Raw genomic sequence first — 16349 nt, 5'->3', positions numbered from 1 at the left:
ATGAGCACTTCTGCGCATTTTTCAGCTTCTAGCCCAGAATCCACTCGCACCCTAGAGCATGCACTAGATTCTGGGCTGCTGGCGCAAGAGTCTTCCCTGGAGTCCTTGCAGTCCCCGCAGCCTTTGGAGTCCCTAAGCCCTGCGCAGTATTGCCAGCACTTTTGCTCTAAGGATTCTATACTTATTGAGCGGTTGGATTTGGAGGAGTTTCTTTATAGCTTGGCAGGGTTTTTTGCTAGATCCAAGGGGATCTATCTCCAGGGCGATATGTATGTGCATTATGCGCTGATCCAGGAGATTGACTCGCTAGACTCTCTGCCTGCACTGCCCCACATTGCCTCGCTCTCTTATGCCTTTATGCTCTTGCAAAAGCAAGGCACGCTCCGCCTCACGCATTTGGCTGATATTGCCAAGGAGCTGGAGTTTTTCTATACACTCCAGCAGGTCCTATTGCCATTCCCACAGCTTCGCTTCACGCAAATGATAGAAAAAATCCTAATCCCCAAGACCTTGCTTAGCGAGCTTTGTATCTTTGATGAGCGAGGTGAGATTAGAGCTGGGGCGTGCGAGGTGATTGATGGGATACAAGCCCAGCTTGCTAGCGTGAAATCCTCTATCAAATCCACTCTCCAATCTCTCTTGCACAAAGACTCGCTCGCGCCTTATTTTGTTGATAAGCAAATCCACCTTCTAAGCGACACGCAAACGCTCTTGCTGAAAGCTGGCTACACGCGCGTGCTTAAGGGTGCTGTGCTTGATCGCACTGCGGGCGGGTTTTTTTATGTGCTGCCTCAAGAGATTGCCAGGCTCTATGAGAAAGAGCGTGATTTGCAAGATTTGCTTGCGCTAGAGATTGCCAAGCTTTGCGCTCGCCTTAGTGATATTGCGCGCAAGGAGCTAGCATTTTTGCGATTCCTTGATAAGCGCTTTGAGCTTTGTGATGGGCTTTTTGGGCGATGTGCGTTTGCGCGTGCGTATAATCTATCATTTGTGCAAGTCAATAGTCAGCCGCGCACCAAATCTAGCACAAAGACTAAAGCTCCTGCGCACATGGTAGATTCTGCGTCATTTATCCTGCGGGAGTTTTGCCACCCGCGCTTGCGTGCGCCTGTGCCTGTGAGTGTGGATTTCACTGCTAAGCTTCTTATGCTCACAGGTGTGAATGCTGGAGGGAAAACCATGCTGCTAAAATCCCTGCTTTCTGCGGCATTTCTAGCTAAATATCTAATCCCTATGAAAATCAACGCCCACAAAAGCGCTATCCCCTACTATAAACATATCTATGCCATTATTTCTAATCCCCAAAGCTCTAAAAATGACATCAGCACCTTTGCAGGCAGGATTGTGGAGTTTAGAGAGCAGCTTGGGCGTGATGAGTTGCTCCTAGGTATTGATGAAATCGAGCTAGGCACCGATGCCGATGAGGCAGCAAGCCTATATAAGACACTGCTAGAGATTTTGCTCGATCGATCAAATAAAATCATCATCACTACCCACCACAAGCGTTTGGCTGCACTTATGGCCAGGGATTCTCGCGTGCAGCTTAGTGCAGCGATGTTTGATTTGCAGCGCTATGAGGCGACATTTACATTCCTGCATGGTAGTATTGGGAAGAGTTATGCGTTTGAGAGTGCGGAGCGATATGGTATCCCAAAGCATATTATCCAGCAAGCTAGAATCCACTATGGCGATGACAAAGAACGCCTTAATACGCTTATTGAGAAAAGCATAAATCTCGAGCTTGAGCTAGAATCTAAAAAAGCAAGCCTAGAAGAACAAATCGCACGCGCCCAAAAGAAGCAAGAATCTTACGCGCAAAAGATTCTTGATCTAGAAGCTCGCTATGCTAAAAAAGTGCGCGAGCTAGAATCTACCTACCATGAAGCCCAGAGCGCACTTAAGCAGCAGGCAAAAACTCTCCAAGATATTCACAGAAACTTAAACCGCGCGCATGCGATTATCGAGCCTTTGCGACAATCGCATGGTGCGTTTGGTATCAAAGCGAGCATGCAGGATTCTGGGACAAACACTGCAGTATCTAAAAACACCCAGGATACATCAAAAAACAAAGCAAATATCAAGCGTGGCGATGTGATTAGCTACAAATCCCAGCGTGCGGTGATTGCACAGCTAGATTCTCGCTCCGCACTACTTGAACTAGAATCTGGTATGCGTATGCGCGTGAAGCGTGTAGAGATTGAGCGCGCTAGCAAGCTCCCTGTATTGCCAGAATCTAGGGACTCTAGTGTAAAAAGCTCTGGGGCAAAGGGCTCTGGCATAAAATCGCTTGCGCGCACCAAGCTCCTAACCTCTGCCAAGAGCACTAGTCCTACGCTTGATTTGCATGGACTGCGCGCAGAGGAGGCACAAGAACTGGTGCAGAATTTTATCAGCGATAGTCTGCTTGCTGGCTTTGATGAGGTGCTCATCTATCATGGCATAGGCACAGGTGTGCTCTCGCGCGTAGTGGCAGAGATTTTACGCACACACCCTAGTGTAGTGAGCTTTGCCGATGCGCCAGCACACATGGGCGGCATGGGCGCGAAACTTGTGCGATTGTGAGACATAGGTGAGAGTTGCGCTGCTGTTGATTCTGGGTGTGTTGGTGGTAAATGCCACCCCCAATCCAGCCTATACTAATCCAGCTCCCCAGACAAGCAAGCTTTTTGGCTTTCAGGGTGCGCGAGATGTGATTCGGTCATTTATGCCAACGCAAAGCCCTATTAGACTAGATACATGCGTGCAAGAGCTACTAGAATCCATGGATTCTACGCTATTGGAGCGCTTGGCGGATTTGGCGGCGGATTCTGGGATAGCTTGGCTAAGACATGTGGTTACCAGCCTTGAGCGTCCAAAGCAATTTGCCCATGCTAAGAGTCTGCAATCTTCTTGCAAAGATCGTTATACTAAGGCGTTTTTGCAAGCACGCTTGGAGCGCAGTATTCTCACTCAAGCTAAAGCGACTATCTTCCAAGAAATGCGACTTGACCCCACCAAGCGCAATGATAGCGCGATGTATCTTTTGCTTGCGATGTTGCATTTTCGGCTTGAGGGATTTTATGATATCCAGGCGTTGCGTGTCTATATACAAGCCTATGTCCAAAAGGGCGGGGAGATCGCCAAAATACCAATACCACTGCGCTGGCTTATGAAATCCATACCAGAATCTACACGATCTGCTTCTATTGCGCCAAGTCTCGCACCAATCTCGCTAGAATCCATGCTACATGCGCTGATTTCCCAGAATCGTGCAGGGCAGGATTCTGGGTTTTTCTCGCATGGGGTTTTTACCATCGTCGCTGACTCCTCCAGAGACTCCACAGAATCTAAAGAATCTCTATTTGCTCGAGTGCTTGAGTTTAACCAGAAGCAGTGTGTGGTGCTTGTGCATTTTGGCAAGAGATTTAATTCAATCCAACCAGGGCTTAATGCTGCGTGTTTTCCAAGCACTATCGATGAGGTGGTGCTTTTTCCTTTTGATGGGCGATTGTATGTGCTAGCTGATGATATACTCTATCTCATCAGCCCTAGCCAAGATACTTACAGCTTGCGTGCTTATGCGCAGTTAGTGTTCTCGCGAGAGCAGGGCGAGAGACTCTGTGAGATTGAAGTCATCGACCCTAAGCGCCAAGAACATGCGGCTATGGATTTGACGCGAGCTGGGTTTATGCTAGATTCTCTAGAGTCTGCGCTAAAGGCATGGAGCGAGGAAATCGCAGGTGCAGATGTCAATATGCAAGTGGAGTATCTGGGGCATTTAGATGTATTTAACGAGGGCATAGCAGTGCCGCTTGCGCGTGCTTACACGACGATGAGTGATAAGCGCGAGCGTTTTTATGAAGCTTTTACGCTGACTCCTGCGACTTTGCAGGCGGATATTAGCCTAAGTCACCCTACGATGTTTTTGCAAGGGCGACTTCCTTCATTGCGCTTTGTCCGGGTGGGCGATGAGATTTTAGGCTGTGTGCGCACGCCCATATCTAGCGCACGCACAACGCTTGTTGAAGAAAAGCTATTTCGCTTCCACAAAAATGCCTTGCCAGAGCTCGTGCGCCACCAGCGCTTGAGAAGCGTGCTAACTTCGATAGAATCTTTAGACTCTGGAATGCTAGATTCTCATGAGAGCTTTGGATTAGAATCTAGCCAAAATTCCAGGGGCGCTAAAATCTCGCCTATCGCTTCTATCGTGAAGTCTAAACTAGATTCTCAAGGAGACTCGCCAAGCTATGATCATGCCAAGATGTTTGTGCGTGCATTTGGGGAGGATTTGGGGCTTGTGTATTTGGGCGATGAGATTTTGAGTGCTATTGATACAAAGGGCGCATACTCTGCCATTGCCGCTTGTCTCTCTGGTGTCAAGCAAGCTGGTCAAGCCGCTAGATCACACACTATTTTGCAAGCTCGATCAAGCCAAATTTTCAGCCAGCCACAAATCCAATGCGCCCTAGAATCTATCAGCTCCCAGATAGAGTATCGCCTGCAGAGAGAAAAATAGAAAATATGCTATAATGGGCGCATTCAGCTTCAAGCGCGGTTAGGAGCAGTATCGCAAGGAGAAGGGATTTATGAAAGGGTTTAAAGTTTTTAGCGGGAATGCACACCCAGAATTTGGCAAAGAATTTGCAAAACATCTCGACGCAGTGCTTAGTAAGATTACGATCAATCGTTTTAGTGATGGCGAAATTGGCGTGCAGATCAATGAATCTGTGCGCGGCAAAGATGTTTTCATTATCCAGCCTACTTGTATGCCAACTAATGACAACCTTATGGAGCTGCTCATTATGAGCGATGCCTTTAAGCGCAGCTCCGCTAGCTCTATCACTGCCATTATCCCCTACTTTGGCTATGCAAGGCAAGATCGCAAGGCTGCTCCACGCGTGCCAATCACCGCCAAGCTTGTAGCAAACCTTATCCAAAATGCCGGCATTGATCGAGTGATTACTATGGATTTGCACGCAGGGCAGATACAGGGCTTTTTTGACATTCCAGTAGATAATCTCTATGGCTCAATTATCTTTCAAGACCATATCCGTAGCAAAAAGCTCCCAAACCCCATCATCGCTAGCCCAGATATTGGCGGAGTGGCTAGGGCTAGGTATTTTGGGCAAAAGCTTGGGCTTGATTTAGTCATTGTCGATAAGCGCAGAGAGAGAGCAAATGAGAGTGAAGTGATGAATATCATCGGTGATGTGAGCGGCAAAGATGTGATTTTAGTCGATGATATGATTGATACTGCTGGGACTATGTGTAAAGCAGCCCAAGCTTTGAAAGATAAGGGAGCTACTTCTGTGATGGCTCTAGGCACGCACGCGATTTTAAGCGGTCCAGCGATTGAGCGCATAGAAGAGAGCGTGCTAGATGAAGTGATTGTGAGCAACTCTATCCCCTTGTGTAAGAGTTGCAGTAAGGTTACCACGCTTAATGTCGCCCCACTATTTGCTGAAGTGGTGCGTAGAATCTACCATAACGAGAGCGTAAATTCTTTGTTTATCTAGCCAATGAGGCACAAGAAATAACAAGCCACCTAAAAAGCGCAAGAAAACACTACAAAAGAGATTCTTATGATTTTCGAACACGAAACCCCAGAAGGCACCAAACTCTACTTTGGCAAAAGTGCCAGAATCAAGCGCGAGTTAGAAAATGCTGCGTGTGAGATTTTTTACAGATATGAGTTTGAAGAGATTATCACGCCTTATTTTTCCTATCTCGAGCACCAGCAGAATTTCTCTGATCGCCACCTTATCCGCCTAAGTAGCCAAAATAATCACCAAATCTCTCTGCGCTATGACTCTACGATTGATACAATCCGCACGATTACAAAGCGATTGGAGCGCGCCACAAGCCATAAAAACTGGTTTTATATCCAGCCAGTCTTTAGCTATCCAACAAATGAGATCTACCAAATTGGCGCGGAATCTATTCATACCAATGACCTAAATACGATGATTACTATTGGGCTTGAGATTCTGGATCGATGTGGTGTGCGTGCTTTGCTGCAGTTTAGCAATATCAAAATTCTCCAGCTATGTATGAGTGAGATTGGTGTGGATAAAGCAACCTACAAATCTCTCTCTATGCGCGAGATTGAGAAAAAGGCGCAGTTTATGTGTGATTTAGCGCGCATCAGTAGTTTGCAAGATTTAGATGATTTTCTACCTCGCTCCCCGATGTTTTTGCGATTTGAGCTTGAGCGTCTCTCGCAAAAAGCCCATGCCTGTCGGTATGAGCAGATTATTATCTCTCCGCTTGAAATGCCATTTGTGGATTATTATGATGATGTGGTGTTTCGTGTATTTTATGGCAACAAGACGCTTATGCTCGGGGGCAAATATAAAATCCAGGACTGCCTGTGCTGTGGATTTGGAATCTATACAGATAATGTTATTGATCTAGTGCATACCATGCGGCAGAAGTAAAGGAGTAAAAATGGCAGATTTGATTGTAGGGATTCAGTGGGGTGATGAGGGTAAAGGAAAAGTTGTCGATGTCCTAGCCCAGCGCTACGACTATGTCGTGCGTTATCAAGGAGGGCATAATGCTGGGCATACGATTGTCGTAGATGGGCACAAATACGCATTGCATCTTATCCCCTCTGGTGTGATTACGCCCCATTGTATCAATATCATTGGCAATGGCGTGGTCATCGAGCCACATGCACTTATACACGAGCTCGAGCAGTTTGGCGGCGCAGAGGCGCTGCTGGGGCGACTTTTTGTCTCTGATCGTGCGCATATTATTCTGTCTTTGCATGGAGAGCTAGATTCTAGCCTTGAGCGTCAAAATGCCATAGGCACGACCAAAAAGGGCATAGGTCCCTGTTATACGGATAAAATTGCGCGCGTGGGTTTGCGTGCATGTGATTTGCGCAATCTCTATGAATGCGGACGCGATAGTGAGCAGGGCAAAATAATTATCCAAAAGCTCTCCAAGCGTTTGCAGAGCTTTATAGAATCGCTCGATTCTAATGTAGGGCATAGCACTGCCACAAACAATGAAATCGCCCGACTTTTGGAAGAGAATCTCGCTTCCTTAGAATCTGCTGCTAAGATTCTAGCGCCTTTTATCACAGACACTACTGCACTCCTTTGGGAAGCCCAAGAGCAGGGCAAAAAGATTCTCCTAGAGGGCGCGCAGGGTAGTATGCTTGATATTGATCATGGGACATATCCATTTGTTACGAGCTCCACGACTATTGCGGCTGGGGCGAGTGCAGGAAGTGGGCTCGCACCTCGTGATATTGATTATGTGCTGGGGATTATGAAAGCCTACTGCACGCGCGTGGGGCATGGACCTTTCCCTACGGAGGACTCTGGTGCGCGAGGGGAGATTTTGCGAGATAAGGGCGCAGAATTTGGCACGACAACCGGGCGTGAGCGCAGGTGTGGAGAGTTTGACGCTCTGGCTGCGCGCTATGCTTGCAAGCTCAATGGCTGCAGTGCTATTGCACTTATGAAGCTTGATGTGCTTGATTATCTTGAAGAGCTGCGGATTTGTGTGGGTTATGAGTATAAAGGCAAGCGTATAGAGTATGTCCCAAGCGATTTGGAATATGCTAAGCCAATCTATGAGTGCATGAGCGGCTGGGCGGGCAAGCAGTGCAGAGGTGTGAAAGATTATGACGCGCTACCAGAGGAGGCTAAAGCTTATATCACTCGGCTAGAAGAGCTTGTAGGCGTGAAAATTGCGCTCATCTCCACGGGTGCTGATCGAAGTGAGACGATTTATCGTTAGAATCTAGAGTCATGAAAACACAATTTGATGCGCTCATCAAAGCCCAAGAGCAAAAGCTCAATATGTGTGAGCTTCAAATTGTGCGTGCCAATAATCAAGTCGCCAGCAAGCAAAGCGAGATGAGCGCACTTGTCGCAGAGCTTGCAAGGCTACAGCGACCAGATTCTGGGAGCTTTGATACATTTCTCAAAGCCAATGCGCGCAAAAGGGCGTTTGTCTTTGAAATAGATTCTATCCAAGAAGGGATAGCTATACTAAAAGCGCAAATCGCTGCACTAGAATCCCAGCACCGCTCGCTGTATGTGGAGTTTGAGAAGCTCAAACATATCCGCGAGAAGCAGCGTGAGGAGATGGTAAAAGCCATGAAGCAAAAAGAGCAAAAAGAGCTTGATGAAGTGGCGATTTTGCTGCATAAAAAGGAGCTACTATGAGAATATTTGCACTGCTGGTATTTGTGCTATACGCATTGTATGCTGCGCCACAAGGAGAGTCGCAACATACAGATGAAAACACTACCAAAAGCACTGCCACAGGAGACAAATCTCCCAAAGCCCAAAACTTCAAAATCCAAAAGCAAGAGGCAAATCCAGAGCATGTTTTGCAGTGTAATGCGATTTTTGAATCACGAAAAGATGAGATTACCCAGAGTCTGCGCTCTCTCAATGAGAAAATGCAAAATCTTGAAGCCTACAAAAACGCCACGCAAAATCTATTTGATCAGCGAGAATCTAAGCTCAAAGAGCAAGAAAGTGTGCTTAATGCCAAAATAGAGTCCATGAACGCTAGTGCGCAGAAAATCGCCAAAACCCAGGCTGATGAGAAAAAGGCTATCCAAGATCTTGTTGCCAAAAACGAAGCGCTGCTCAAAGAGATAAAAGAAACCTCCACTTCTAAGGTCGCCAAAACATTTTCTGGTATGAAAGAATCTAAAGCTGCGCCCATTATCGCAGAGCTTGATGATGCCGAAGCTGCGGGTATTCTTGCTTCACTAAGTGCGACAGAAATGGCAAAGATTCTAGGCAAAATGGATCCAAAGCGCGCCGCAGAGCTTACAAAAATCATCGCAAAAGGTCCGCCCTTTAAAAGTGAAAAATCTCAAGTCGCCAAAACTCCAGGCACAGATTCTACCCCAGATTCTCAAAGCAGCTTAGATGTGGAAAACCCACAAGATTCTGCGAGATTTCAGGAAAATGGCGGCATATAATGCGCTCTAGCACTCTAAGGGGGGTCTTGTTTTTGGGGTTTTGGATACTTGCTCAAGGCATGGCACATGCGCTCACCTGTGCAGAATCTAGCCCAGAAGCCAGATGTATTGATAAACGCGTTGGATTTGGCGCCTACGGAGTGGGGCAGGAGCAGGGCACAAATTATGGCGGGTATGTCGCAGGCGACATTGGCTTATGGCAGCAGCGCTTTATTGCGCGTCTTGCCACGCGGTTTGGGGTTTCTGGATTTGCCGGGGATAGTGCGCATGGAAGTGTTGGCATGCTTGCGTTTGCGCAGCCTAGTATTGGGCTAAATCTCGCTAGTGCGCATGCGCCAATCACATTAGAGCTCATCGCTCCACTAGAATCCATGCAAGTAGGCGCCCTCATTACGACACTTTTCTCGCTTGGAGTGGGAGCGAGCACGCATATAAGACTTGGGGAGATTCTCGCGCTGGAATCTAGCATGCAGTATAGTTATGTCGCAGCGGGCTTGCATTCTGTGCGCAAGGCGAGCTTAGGGGATTTTGGCGGATCTCATCAGGGGTTTGATCAAGTCGCAGATAGGGCGTATAAGAATTTTGCGCATACATCATTTTCTGGCGCTCATCGCTGGCAAGCTTCGCTTGGAATCTATATGCACACGAGAGTAGAGTATTTTGCTCGGGCGATTTGTGTGGTCTATGCTCTGGAGGAGGCACAGATTGCTGGGCGCTACCAAAATCCTAGTAGCCTGTTTGTCGCATTAGAAATGGGCGTAGGGTTTTAGGGCTAGATTTTACTGGATTCTGGAGATTGGTTGGGGAGATGGGATTTGGGCTTTAGATTCTATGGTATTTGCGTGAGTGGGCTAGATCCTGGCTTTGGTATCTGCTCTGTGGTGTGATTAGTTTTGTGCGAAATCCTGCCACAATGTGCGATAGACTTCGGGCTGTGGGATAAACTCTAGTGAGGTGGCAATCCCAATAATGGCGCGTTTGGCACTCTGTATGTCGTCATTGACGATGAGATAATCAAAATGCGCAAGTTGTTGCATTTCATTGTATGCGTGTAGCAGGCGCATTTCGATGTTTTGACTAGAGTCTGTTTGCCTGCTTTCTAGTCGCTCGCGCAGGACTTGCTTGCTTTTTGTTGTGATAAAAACCGATCGTGCGAGATTCCCGTAGTGCTCTTTAATGCTTTGGTGTCCTTGCACATCTACATCAAAAATCACTAGTTTCCCTTGCGCAAGCGCCTCTTGTATGGGTAAAAGCGAAGTGCCATAGTAGTTGTTATGCACCTGTGCCCACTCTAGAAATGCACCTTGCTTAATATCACTGATGAAGCGATCTTGGCTTACGAAGTGATAATCCACTCCATCTTGCTCCCCCTCTCTGGGGGCGCGTGTGGTTGTGGAGATAGAGAAGTAAATATCACTAAAGTGCTCTTGTAAAACCTTGCAGAGTGTTGATTTCCCAGAGCCAGATGGACCTGAAAGAATAAGCATTCTGCCATGGAGCTTTTGGTTTTGTTGTGCTTGCATGTATGCCTCTATTGCTTATTTGAGAAACTAATATTGATTGAGATTTGCGCTCCATTGAGTAGGGAGCGGATCTCTTGTGCAGATTTGTTGGCAAGCAGCTCGCTGAAAAGCTCTTCTTGTGTCCTATTAGCAAGTGTTGGTGTGCCTGATGTGCTTGGCATACTTGCATGTGGCATGATGTTATTTGTGGCAAATGGATCAAGATCGCCAAGTGTTTGCATTTCATTGCGCAAATCATTGATCGCTTGTAGTCCCGCACCAAACTCGCCTAAATCATCTCCTAAATTTTCACTTAATTCATCGGCTAAGTCATTGGCAGGGTCTGGGCTAATATTTTCAGCTTCTAGGGCTGATAGAGACTCATCTGCTACTGGATCTGGGTCTGCTCCTAGATCTATGTCTAGATCCATATCTTGGCTAGATTCTAGGCTCATATCTTCTGTATGTAAATTCTCCGCACCATCTTCATCTAAGTCGTCCTTATCCAACGCCAGATCTGCTAAATCCTCCATGCTTTCCACTTGGGCTTTGTTGTCCAAAGTCTCTGTGGGAGCTTTTGTATTTTCCGTGTTTTGATCTGGTTGTGCTTCTGCTGGTGCGGAATCTACTTCTTCTGCCATAGCGCTTGTGCTAGGATTTTGACTAGATTCTGTGGGGTCGTCTGCTGGGATTTCGATGTCTTCTACAAAATCTCCCTCAATATCCTGCATATCTGCCATAGCCTCATCTGCGACCAGATTGCTCTCTGTGCCCTGCTTTTGGGCAATTTCTTGCTCGGTGGATTCTGGTGATTCTTCAATGTCTGTGGATTCTGCTATCTTAGATTCTGGCTCTAGAAGCTCTTGCGTGTCTTGTGGGGCGTCTTTCATGATATCCTGGCTAGATTCTGGGCTCATATCCCCAGCAATATCTCCATGCCCAGCGATATCCTCTGGGATCTCCTCACCAAGCACCTTGCAGATCTCTTTTTCACTAAGCTGCAAGAAGTCGTTTTGCTCATTGTTTGTGCTATTGGTATTTGGTTTTGTGGCGGAATCTGCTTGAGAATCCATGCCATGTGTTTGAGGATCGACCTGCGCCAAGTCATCAAGCGAGATGTCTGCAAACCCTTCTTCATCACTATTCTCTATGTCGCTTTCATGCTGCTTGGTGGTCTGCTCATTTTCTGTGCTATCCAGCAGTGCTTCTTGTGTTTCCTCTTGTATATTTTTTGCCCCTAGCTCGCCAGAATCTAGTTCGCTAGATTCTGGTAGAAAATCTATATTTGCTTCCATATCGCCACTTGTATCATTGCTAGAATCCGCTCCAGAATCCGCGCTAGATTCTAGCTCTTCTAGCACATCGCTACTTGGCATATCATCGCTGGCTTCTTGGCTGCTCTCCTGATTGATTGCTTTTTGCTCATCTGCCTTATCAAGTGGCTCGTTAGAATCTTCGAGCAGGGTTTTCACGAGCTCTACTTCATCTTGCGGGAGGATTGCGGTTTGTGTGGAGTTTTCGATTTCATCAAGGGCTCCCAGAGCGTTAGAAGAGCTTGCTTCATCTTGGGGAGAACCCACAGAATCCAGCGCAGAATCCCCAATCAAATCTGTGTCTAAATCCTCTCCCAAATCTGCTGTGAAATCCGCCTCGCCAAGCTCTCCTAACTCATCAAGTGAAGCTGTAGGCTCTGCGCTAGAGTCCATGGGCTCTGTGTCATTATCGTTGGTTATAGCGGGATTTAGATTCTCTGCTTCCTCTGCTTTGCTAGTTTCATCGCCTGCTGTGGTGTCTGCCATGCTCTCTATGCTTGTTTCATCAAGACTTGCGCTGTTTTTCTCATCGCTCTCATCGTTTGCAATCTCGCTAAAATCTAGCTCCTCCATGTCGCTTTCGTCTAAGAAATTTATAATCTCCCCTGCACTTGCTTCTTTTGTGTCGTTATCGCTCGCGGTTTCCGCTTGCGCACTAGATTCTCCAGAGTCTAGCGTCAAGTCTAGTCCTAAATCCACAGAATCCAAGTTTGCGTTAGATTCTATCAAGCCTGCTCCTAGCTCCCCAGAATCCTCCACGGATTCTGTCGTATTAGAATCCAGAGCGAATGTTTTATCAAGTTTTTCATCAAGAGCATTTGATGAGTCGCCCTCCAGATTCTCTGGTAGATCTAGCTCCAAATCATCTCCCAAGTCAAGTCCCTCTTGCAAATCGCCAGCCAAGCCCCCAGCACCAGCTTCATCAAGCATGCTAAGATCTAAATCTTTGATATTAAGTTCTTTGGGATTGATGTTAGTGTCAGTATGTGTGCTTGCCTCTTTGGCATGTTCGCCAGATTCTCCAGCGCCTACTTCGCTAGATTCTGCGATTTGATCTTTTGTGATATTGGAGGCATTGCGCAAATCTTGACCAAGCTTTAAGAGCTCGGCTTGGAGGATATCTAAAATCTCGGTAGGGAGAAAAGGCTTTTTGACAACATGCGTAAATTCTTTTATGGGCTTGGTTTTGGCATAGAGCAGGCAGCTTAGGAAGCCCTGTGCGATAGACTTCACACGCCCGCTATCTGATCCAATTGCACCCTCATCGATAAATACGAAGCTCTCCTGTGTCAGCACACTAGAATCCACTTCATCTGTGTTAGCATAGCTTGTGAGCGAGATCCCCGTCTTTTTGGCGGTGGCTTCGACGAGCTTGGCGACCATTGGGTCAGTATTGATCAAAACGATTTTCATAAAATTACCTAATTTGGAGTAAAATGTCGCTCATTATAGCACAGATTTACTTGCAAGGATTTGGAGTTGAGGAGAATTTCTTTAGCATTTCTTTTTGCGATTGTCTCGGCGCTACTGCCCATACCAAGTCTAGCCAGAAGTGAGCTATTTATGATGCCCTATGAGCGAGATAAAGCTTATAAAACTCTGCTTGACTCTCTAAAACACGCGCACAAATCCATCGATATCGCGATTTATAGCTTTACCAATCGTGAGTTGGCAAAAGCTCTGCGTGATAGCGCTAAGCGCGGCGTGAAAATCCGCGTGATTTTTGATGAAGGCAGCAGAAACGACTCGCGCTCTGTCGTTGGCTATTTGGATAAATATAATAACATTTCCGTTTGCCTGCTCAAAGGCGAAAAAGCCCAAAACGCTAACTACTATGGTATAATGCACCAAAAGCTCGCCATTATCGATGGTGCCAGGCTCTATATCGGCTCGGCAAATTGGAGTAAAAATGCGTTTGAAAACAGCTATGAGACACTTTTCTACGATGATGATAGCTATCTTGTGTCAAAGGCATTGCGATATTATGAGAAAATGCTTGAAAAATGCCAGAGCTTTTGATTTTGGTTTGGTAAGTTTGGACTCGGCAGGCTTGGGTTTGGTAAGTTTGATAAAGGATCGCACTTGGTAATCGATACAAATAAGGCGTTTAAAGAGATCCAGACCTATCTCCATACGCTTACGGGGATTTATTTGGATAGCTCCAAGCACACCATGATGAAAAACCGCCTTGACTCTTTGAAGCAATTTCCTGTGTTTGACAATATCACTACTGCGAGTGAGCTTATCGCTTTGGCAAACAGAAACCCCCAAGCTAGGCAACTTTTTATCAATGCTTTCACGACAAACCAAACGGACTTTTTCCGCGAAAAGGTGCATTTTCAAGATATGCTTGATCGCGTGCTTCCTGCGCTATTCAAAAACCAGTTCAACATCAAAATCTACTGCGCAGCCTCATCAACAGGAGAGGAGCCATACTCAATCGCTGCTACCGTGCTTTATGCTTGCGAGGTGTATAATTCATCGTGCGATGTGGAAATCTATGCCAGCGATATTGACACCAAAGTTCTTCAAGATGCCAAAGATGGAGTATTTACCCTAAGCCCTACACTCTCCTTGCCAACTTGGATAAACATGGATAAATACTTTGACACGCTCCAAGTGTTTGCTAATGGCACCAAAACTATACGCGCTAAAAGCACGCTCAAAAAGATGATTAAGTTTTTTCAGCTTAATTTGCATGATACTACCTATCCATTCCGCCAAGATGAGTTTGATATTATCTTCTGTCGCAATGTGCTTATCTATTTCCAGCCCAAAGAGCAAGAGGCGATTTTGCAAAGGCTCTTACGCACGCTTAAGCCAAATGGCACGCTTTACATTGGGCATGCCGATGATATCCTAGGGCTCAAAGACAAAGTCGAGCGCCTAGGCAATAAGACCTACATTAAAATCAGGGACTAGCATGCCGCGCGATCTAAAAGCAATCGAAGACAGACATCACCCAGATGTCCTGCTAAAGAGCAATCCTTGTCTTATCAGTCGTGAGAAACTCATTGTGATTGGCTCTTCCACCGGCGGACCCATCGCGCTAGAGGAGATTCTCGTCGCTCTCCCTGCGTGCAATCTCCCGCCAATCGTCATTGTCCAGCATATCCCCGAGTATTTCAGCCAGACGCTTGCCAAGCGGCTTGATGGTAAATCAAAGCTTAGTGTGTTTGAGGTTAATCAAAAATTTATATTAAAAAATGACTGCGTCTATCTCGCTAAAGGTGGCACGCAAATCATGCTAGGCTATGAAAATGGCAAATACTTTGCCTACCCAGTGCTTGATGCGCCCAGGATCTCGCGCCACCGCCCTAGTGCCGATGTGCTATTCCGCGGTGCCAATAATACTGCAGGGCGCAATGCGCTGGCGATTATTCTCACGGGTATGGGCGATGATGGCTGCATAGGGATTAAAGAAATGCACGATAATGGCGCAAAAACTATCGCGCAAAACGAGCAGACATGCGTAGTGTTTGGTATGCCAAAGCGCGCGATTGAAGTAGGCGCGATCGATGAGATTCTCCCACTAAACAAAATCGCGGAGAAAATCGTGCAATTCTCCCAGGCTGATATCAATAAAAAAGAGACCAAAAAAGAGCAGTAGCACACTTGCAATTGGGCTGCTGGGCTTGGACTAGAATCCACTTTTTGCTCCTGCGCTGAGATATTGCCTAAATCTTGCTTGCGTGATAGTGCGCAAAAGCTCGCGCAAGCAATGCCCATTTCATTGAGCATTAGTCCCAAAAACTTGTGCTGTCAAAAAATATGTCGATAGAAGTTCTCCCGCTCGCTTATGGGCCGGTGTTTTTCATCGGTGACCCCCATAGCTGTGCAAACTAGCACCACACTAAAGCTCACACCCTAGAATCTAGCGCAAACACCTAGAGCAAAAAGCCTTCCACAAGTGCGGCGATTTTGGGGGCGGCGCAGCTAGCTGGCTCGATGAAGCGCACATCAAAGTAGCGATCAAGGTGGCTGGATTCTAGGTTGTTTAGTATGCTTTTATCAGCATAGAGGGTAAATTGCGCGGCGTTGAGCACTTCGCCACTTGTGCCGATACAGACAAACAAGCTCTCCTCCGCTGCTTTGAGCCGCTCTAGCTCGCTATTTAGCAGGGCGTAGTTTGGCGCAGGCTCGTGAAACATCACAATATTATGCCGCAAGGCTTGCGCCCCACACACCCCACACACAGAGCTTGGCATAGCGATATAGCCGATATTGGTGGTCTCTCCGCAAGATTCGCAGCACACTTCAGGCAAAAATCCGTGTAGATGAATGACATCTTCACACCCAGCGCGCTCTAGCAAGTCATCGACATTTTGGGTTATCACCACCACTTCTTGCGGATATTTCTCCTTAAGCTTTGCTATCATCTTATGCGCGGCATTTGGGGCGACTTGCCCTAATTGTATCCGCCTTTGATCATAGAAATCTAGCACCTTTTGCCTATCCTTTGCAAAGCCCCTAGCACTACACACTTCCATAATGTCAAACTCTTCCCATAAGCCATCATTATCACGGAATGTCCTTAGCCCACTCTCTGCACTAAGTCCTGCGCCGCTAAAAATCATCACTCGTTTAGAATCTTTCATT

General features: G+C 46.7%; 14 protein-coding genes. 11 read left to right on the top strand and 3 right to left on the bottom strand.

Translation table 11 applies throughout. The annotated features are described in order from the left end of the window. The 8 genes from Q0171_RS05805 (at window position 1) to Q0171_RS05770 (ending at window position 9705) form a co-directional block, all read left to right on the top strand. Entirely contained in the window at window positions 1-2562 is a 2562-nt protein-coding gene (locus Q0171_RS05805; protein ID WP_299327695.1) for a Smr/MutS family protein, read from the top strand. A gap of 7 nt (window positions 2563-2569) precedes the next feature. After that, window positions 2570-4495, top strand: a complete 1926-nt coding sequence (locus Q0171_RS05800; protein WP_299327693.1) for a hypothetical protein — start codon at window positions 2570-2572, stop codon at window positions 4493-4495. Between the two features lie 70 nt (window positions 4496-4565). Further along, entirely contained in the window at window positions 4566-5495 is a 930-nt protein-coding gene (locus tag Q0171_RS05795; RefSeq protein ID WP_299327691.1) for a ribose-phosphate pyrophosphokinase, read from the top strand. Window positions 5496-5561: 66 nt separating this feature from the next. Next, window positions 5562-6416 carry an ATP phosphoribosyltransferase regulatory subunit gene (locus Q0171_RS05790; RefSeq protein WP_299327690.1) on the top strand — a complete coding sequence of 285 codons (855 nt, stop codon included), beginning with the start codon at window positions 5562-5564 and terminating at the stop codon, window positions 6414-6416. Between the two features lie 10 nt (window positions 6417-6426). Beyond that, window positions 6427-7731: an adenylosuccinate synthase gene (locus tag Q0171_RS05785; RefSeq protein WP_299327688.1), complete on the top strand. Its 1305-nt coding sequence runs from the start codon at window positions 6427-6429 to the stop codon at window positions 7729-7731. 11 nt (window positions 7732-7742) lie between these two features. Next, the gene (locus tag Q0171_RS05780; RefSeq protein ID WP_299327686.1) at window positions 7743-8162 is read left to right on the top strand and encodes a flagellar export protein FliJ; all 420 of its coding nucleotides are present in this window, start codon (window positions 7743-7745) and stop codon (window positions 8160-8162) included. After that, window positions 8159-8935 carry a flagellar protein gene (locus Q0171_RS05775; RefSeq protein WP_299327684.1) on the top strand — a complete coding sequence of 259 codons (777 nt, stop codon included), beginning with the start codon at window positions 8159-8161 and terminating at the stop codon, window positions 8933-8935. The genes Q0171_RS05780 and Q0171_RS05775 overlap by 4 nt, the downstream gene beginning before the upstream one ends. Beyond that, on the top strand, window positions 8935-9705 hold the full coding sequence (locus tag Q0171_RS05770; RefSeq protein ID WP_299327682.1) for a hypothetical protein: 771 nt from the start codon (window positions 8935-8937) through the stop codon (window positions 9703-9705). Before Q0171_RS05775 ends, Q0171_RS05770 begins: the two co-directional genes overlap by 1 nt. 117 nt (window positions 9706-9822) lie before the next feature. Here Q0171_RS05770 and gmk read toward each other — a convergent pair whose 3' ends face one another. Then, window positions 9823-10458: a guanylate kinase gene (gene gmk, locus Q0171_RS05765; protein WP_299327680.1), complete on the bottom strand. Its 636-nt coding sequence runs from the start codon at window positions 10456-10458 to the stop codon at window positions 9823-9825. Window positions 10459-10466: 8 nt separating this feature from the next. Then, the gene (locus tag Q0171_RS05760; protein ID WP_299327678.1) at window positions 10467-13163 is read right to left on the bottom strand and encodes a hypothetical protein; all 2697 of its coding nucleotides are present in this window, start codon (window positions 13161-13163) and stop codon (window positions 10467-10469) included. A gap of 66 nt (window positions 13164-13229) precedes the next feature. Between Q0171_RS05760 and Q0171_RS05755 the strand changes: the two genes are divergently transcribed. The 3 genes from Q0171_RS05755 to Q0171_RS05745 all read left to right on the top strand — a co-directional run bounded on the left by Q0171_RS05755 (window position 13230) and on the right by Q0171_RS05745 (window position 15360). Further along, entirely contained in the window at window positions 13230-13769 is a 540-nt protein-coding gene (locus tag Q0171_RS05755; RefSeq protein WP_299327676.1) for a phospholipase D-like domain-containing protein, read from the top strand. 63 nt (window positions 13770-13832) lie between these two features. After that, window positions 13833-14672 carry a protein-glutamate O-methyltransferase CheR gene (locus Q0171_RS05750; protein WP_299327674.1) on the top strand — a complete coding sequence of 280 codons (840 nt, stop codon included), beginning with the start codon at window positions 13833-13835 and terminating at the stop codon, window positions 14670-14672. 1 nt (window position 14673) lies between these two features. Beyond that, a complete protein-coding gene (locus Q0171_RS05745) occupies window positions 14674-15360 on the top strand; it encodes a CheB methylesterase domain-containing protein (protein WP_299327673.1) in 687 nt (228 codons plus the stop codon). A gap of 277 nt (window positions 15361-15637) precedes the next feature. On the opposite strand, the gene Q0171_RS05740 is transcribed toward Q0171_RS05745, so the two are convergent. Then, entirely contained in the window at window positions 15638-16348 is a 711-nt protein-coding gene (locus Q0171_RS05740) for a Sir2 family NAD-dependent protein deacetylase (RefSeq protein ID WP_299327671.1), read from the bottom strand. Window position 16349: the final 1 nt, after the last annotated feature.

It is taken from the genome of uncultured Helicobacter sp., assembly GCF_937906905.1.
Taxonomy (GTDB): Bacteria; Campylobacterota; Campylobacteria; order Campylobacterales; family Helicobacteraceae; genus Helicobacter_B.
The sequence above is the reverse complement of the archived record's forward strand: the minus strand, read 5'-3'. Positions and strand labels throughout refer to the sequence as shown.

Excerpts from the sequence above, each read along its gene's own strand:
- Q0171_RS05805 (WP_299327695.1), top strand. The coding sequence starts at position 1 with ATGAGCACTTCTGCGCATTTTTCAGCTTCTAGCCCAGAATCCACTCGC.
- Q0171_RS05795 (WP_299327691.1), top strand. The coding sequence starts at position 4,566 with ATGAAAGGGTTTAAAGTTTTTAGCGGGAATGCACACCCAGAATTTGGC.
- Q0171_RS05790 (WP_299327690.1), top strand. The coding sequence starts at position 5,562 with ATGATTTTCGAACACGAAACCCCAGAAGGCACCAAACTCTACTTTGGC.
- Q0171_RS05785 (WP_299327688.1), top strand. The coding sequence starts at position 6,427 with ATGGCAGATTTGATTGTAGGGATTCAGTGGGGTGATGAGGGTAAAGGA.
- Q0171_RS05780 (WP_299327686.1), top strand. The coding sequence starts at position 7,743 with ATGAAAACACAATTTGATGCGCTCATCAAAGCCCAAGAGCAAAAGCTC.
- Q0171_RS05775 (WP_299327684.1), top strand. The coding sequence starts at position 8,159 with ATGAGAATATTTGCACTGCTGGTATTTGTGCTATACGCATTGTATGCT.
- Q0171_RS05770 (WP_299327682.1), top strand. The coding sequence starts at position 8,935 with ATGCGCTCTAGCACTCTAAGGGGGGTCTTGTTTTTGGGGTTTTGGATA.
- gmk (WP_299327680.1), bottom strand. The coding sequence starts at position 10,458 with ATGCAAGCACAACAAAACCAAAAGCTCCATGGCAGAATGCTTATTCTT.
- Q0171_RS05760 (WP_299327678.1), bottom strand. The coding sequence starts at position 13,163 with ATGAAAATCGTTTTGATCAATACTGACCCAATGGTCGCCAAGCTCGTC.
- Q0171_RS05745 (WP_299327673.1), top strand. The coding sequence starts at position 14,674 with ATGCCGCGCGATCTAAAAGCAATCGAAGACAGACATCACCCAGATGTC.
- Q0171_RS05740 (WP_299327671.1), bottom strand. The coding sequence starts at position 16,348 with ATGAAAGATTCTAAACGAGTGATGATTTTTAGCGGCGCAGGACTTAGT.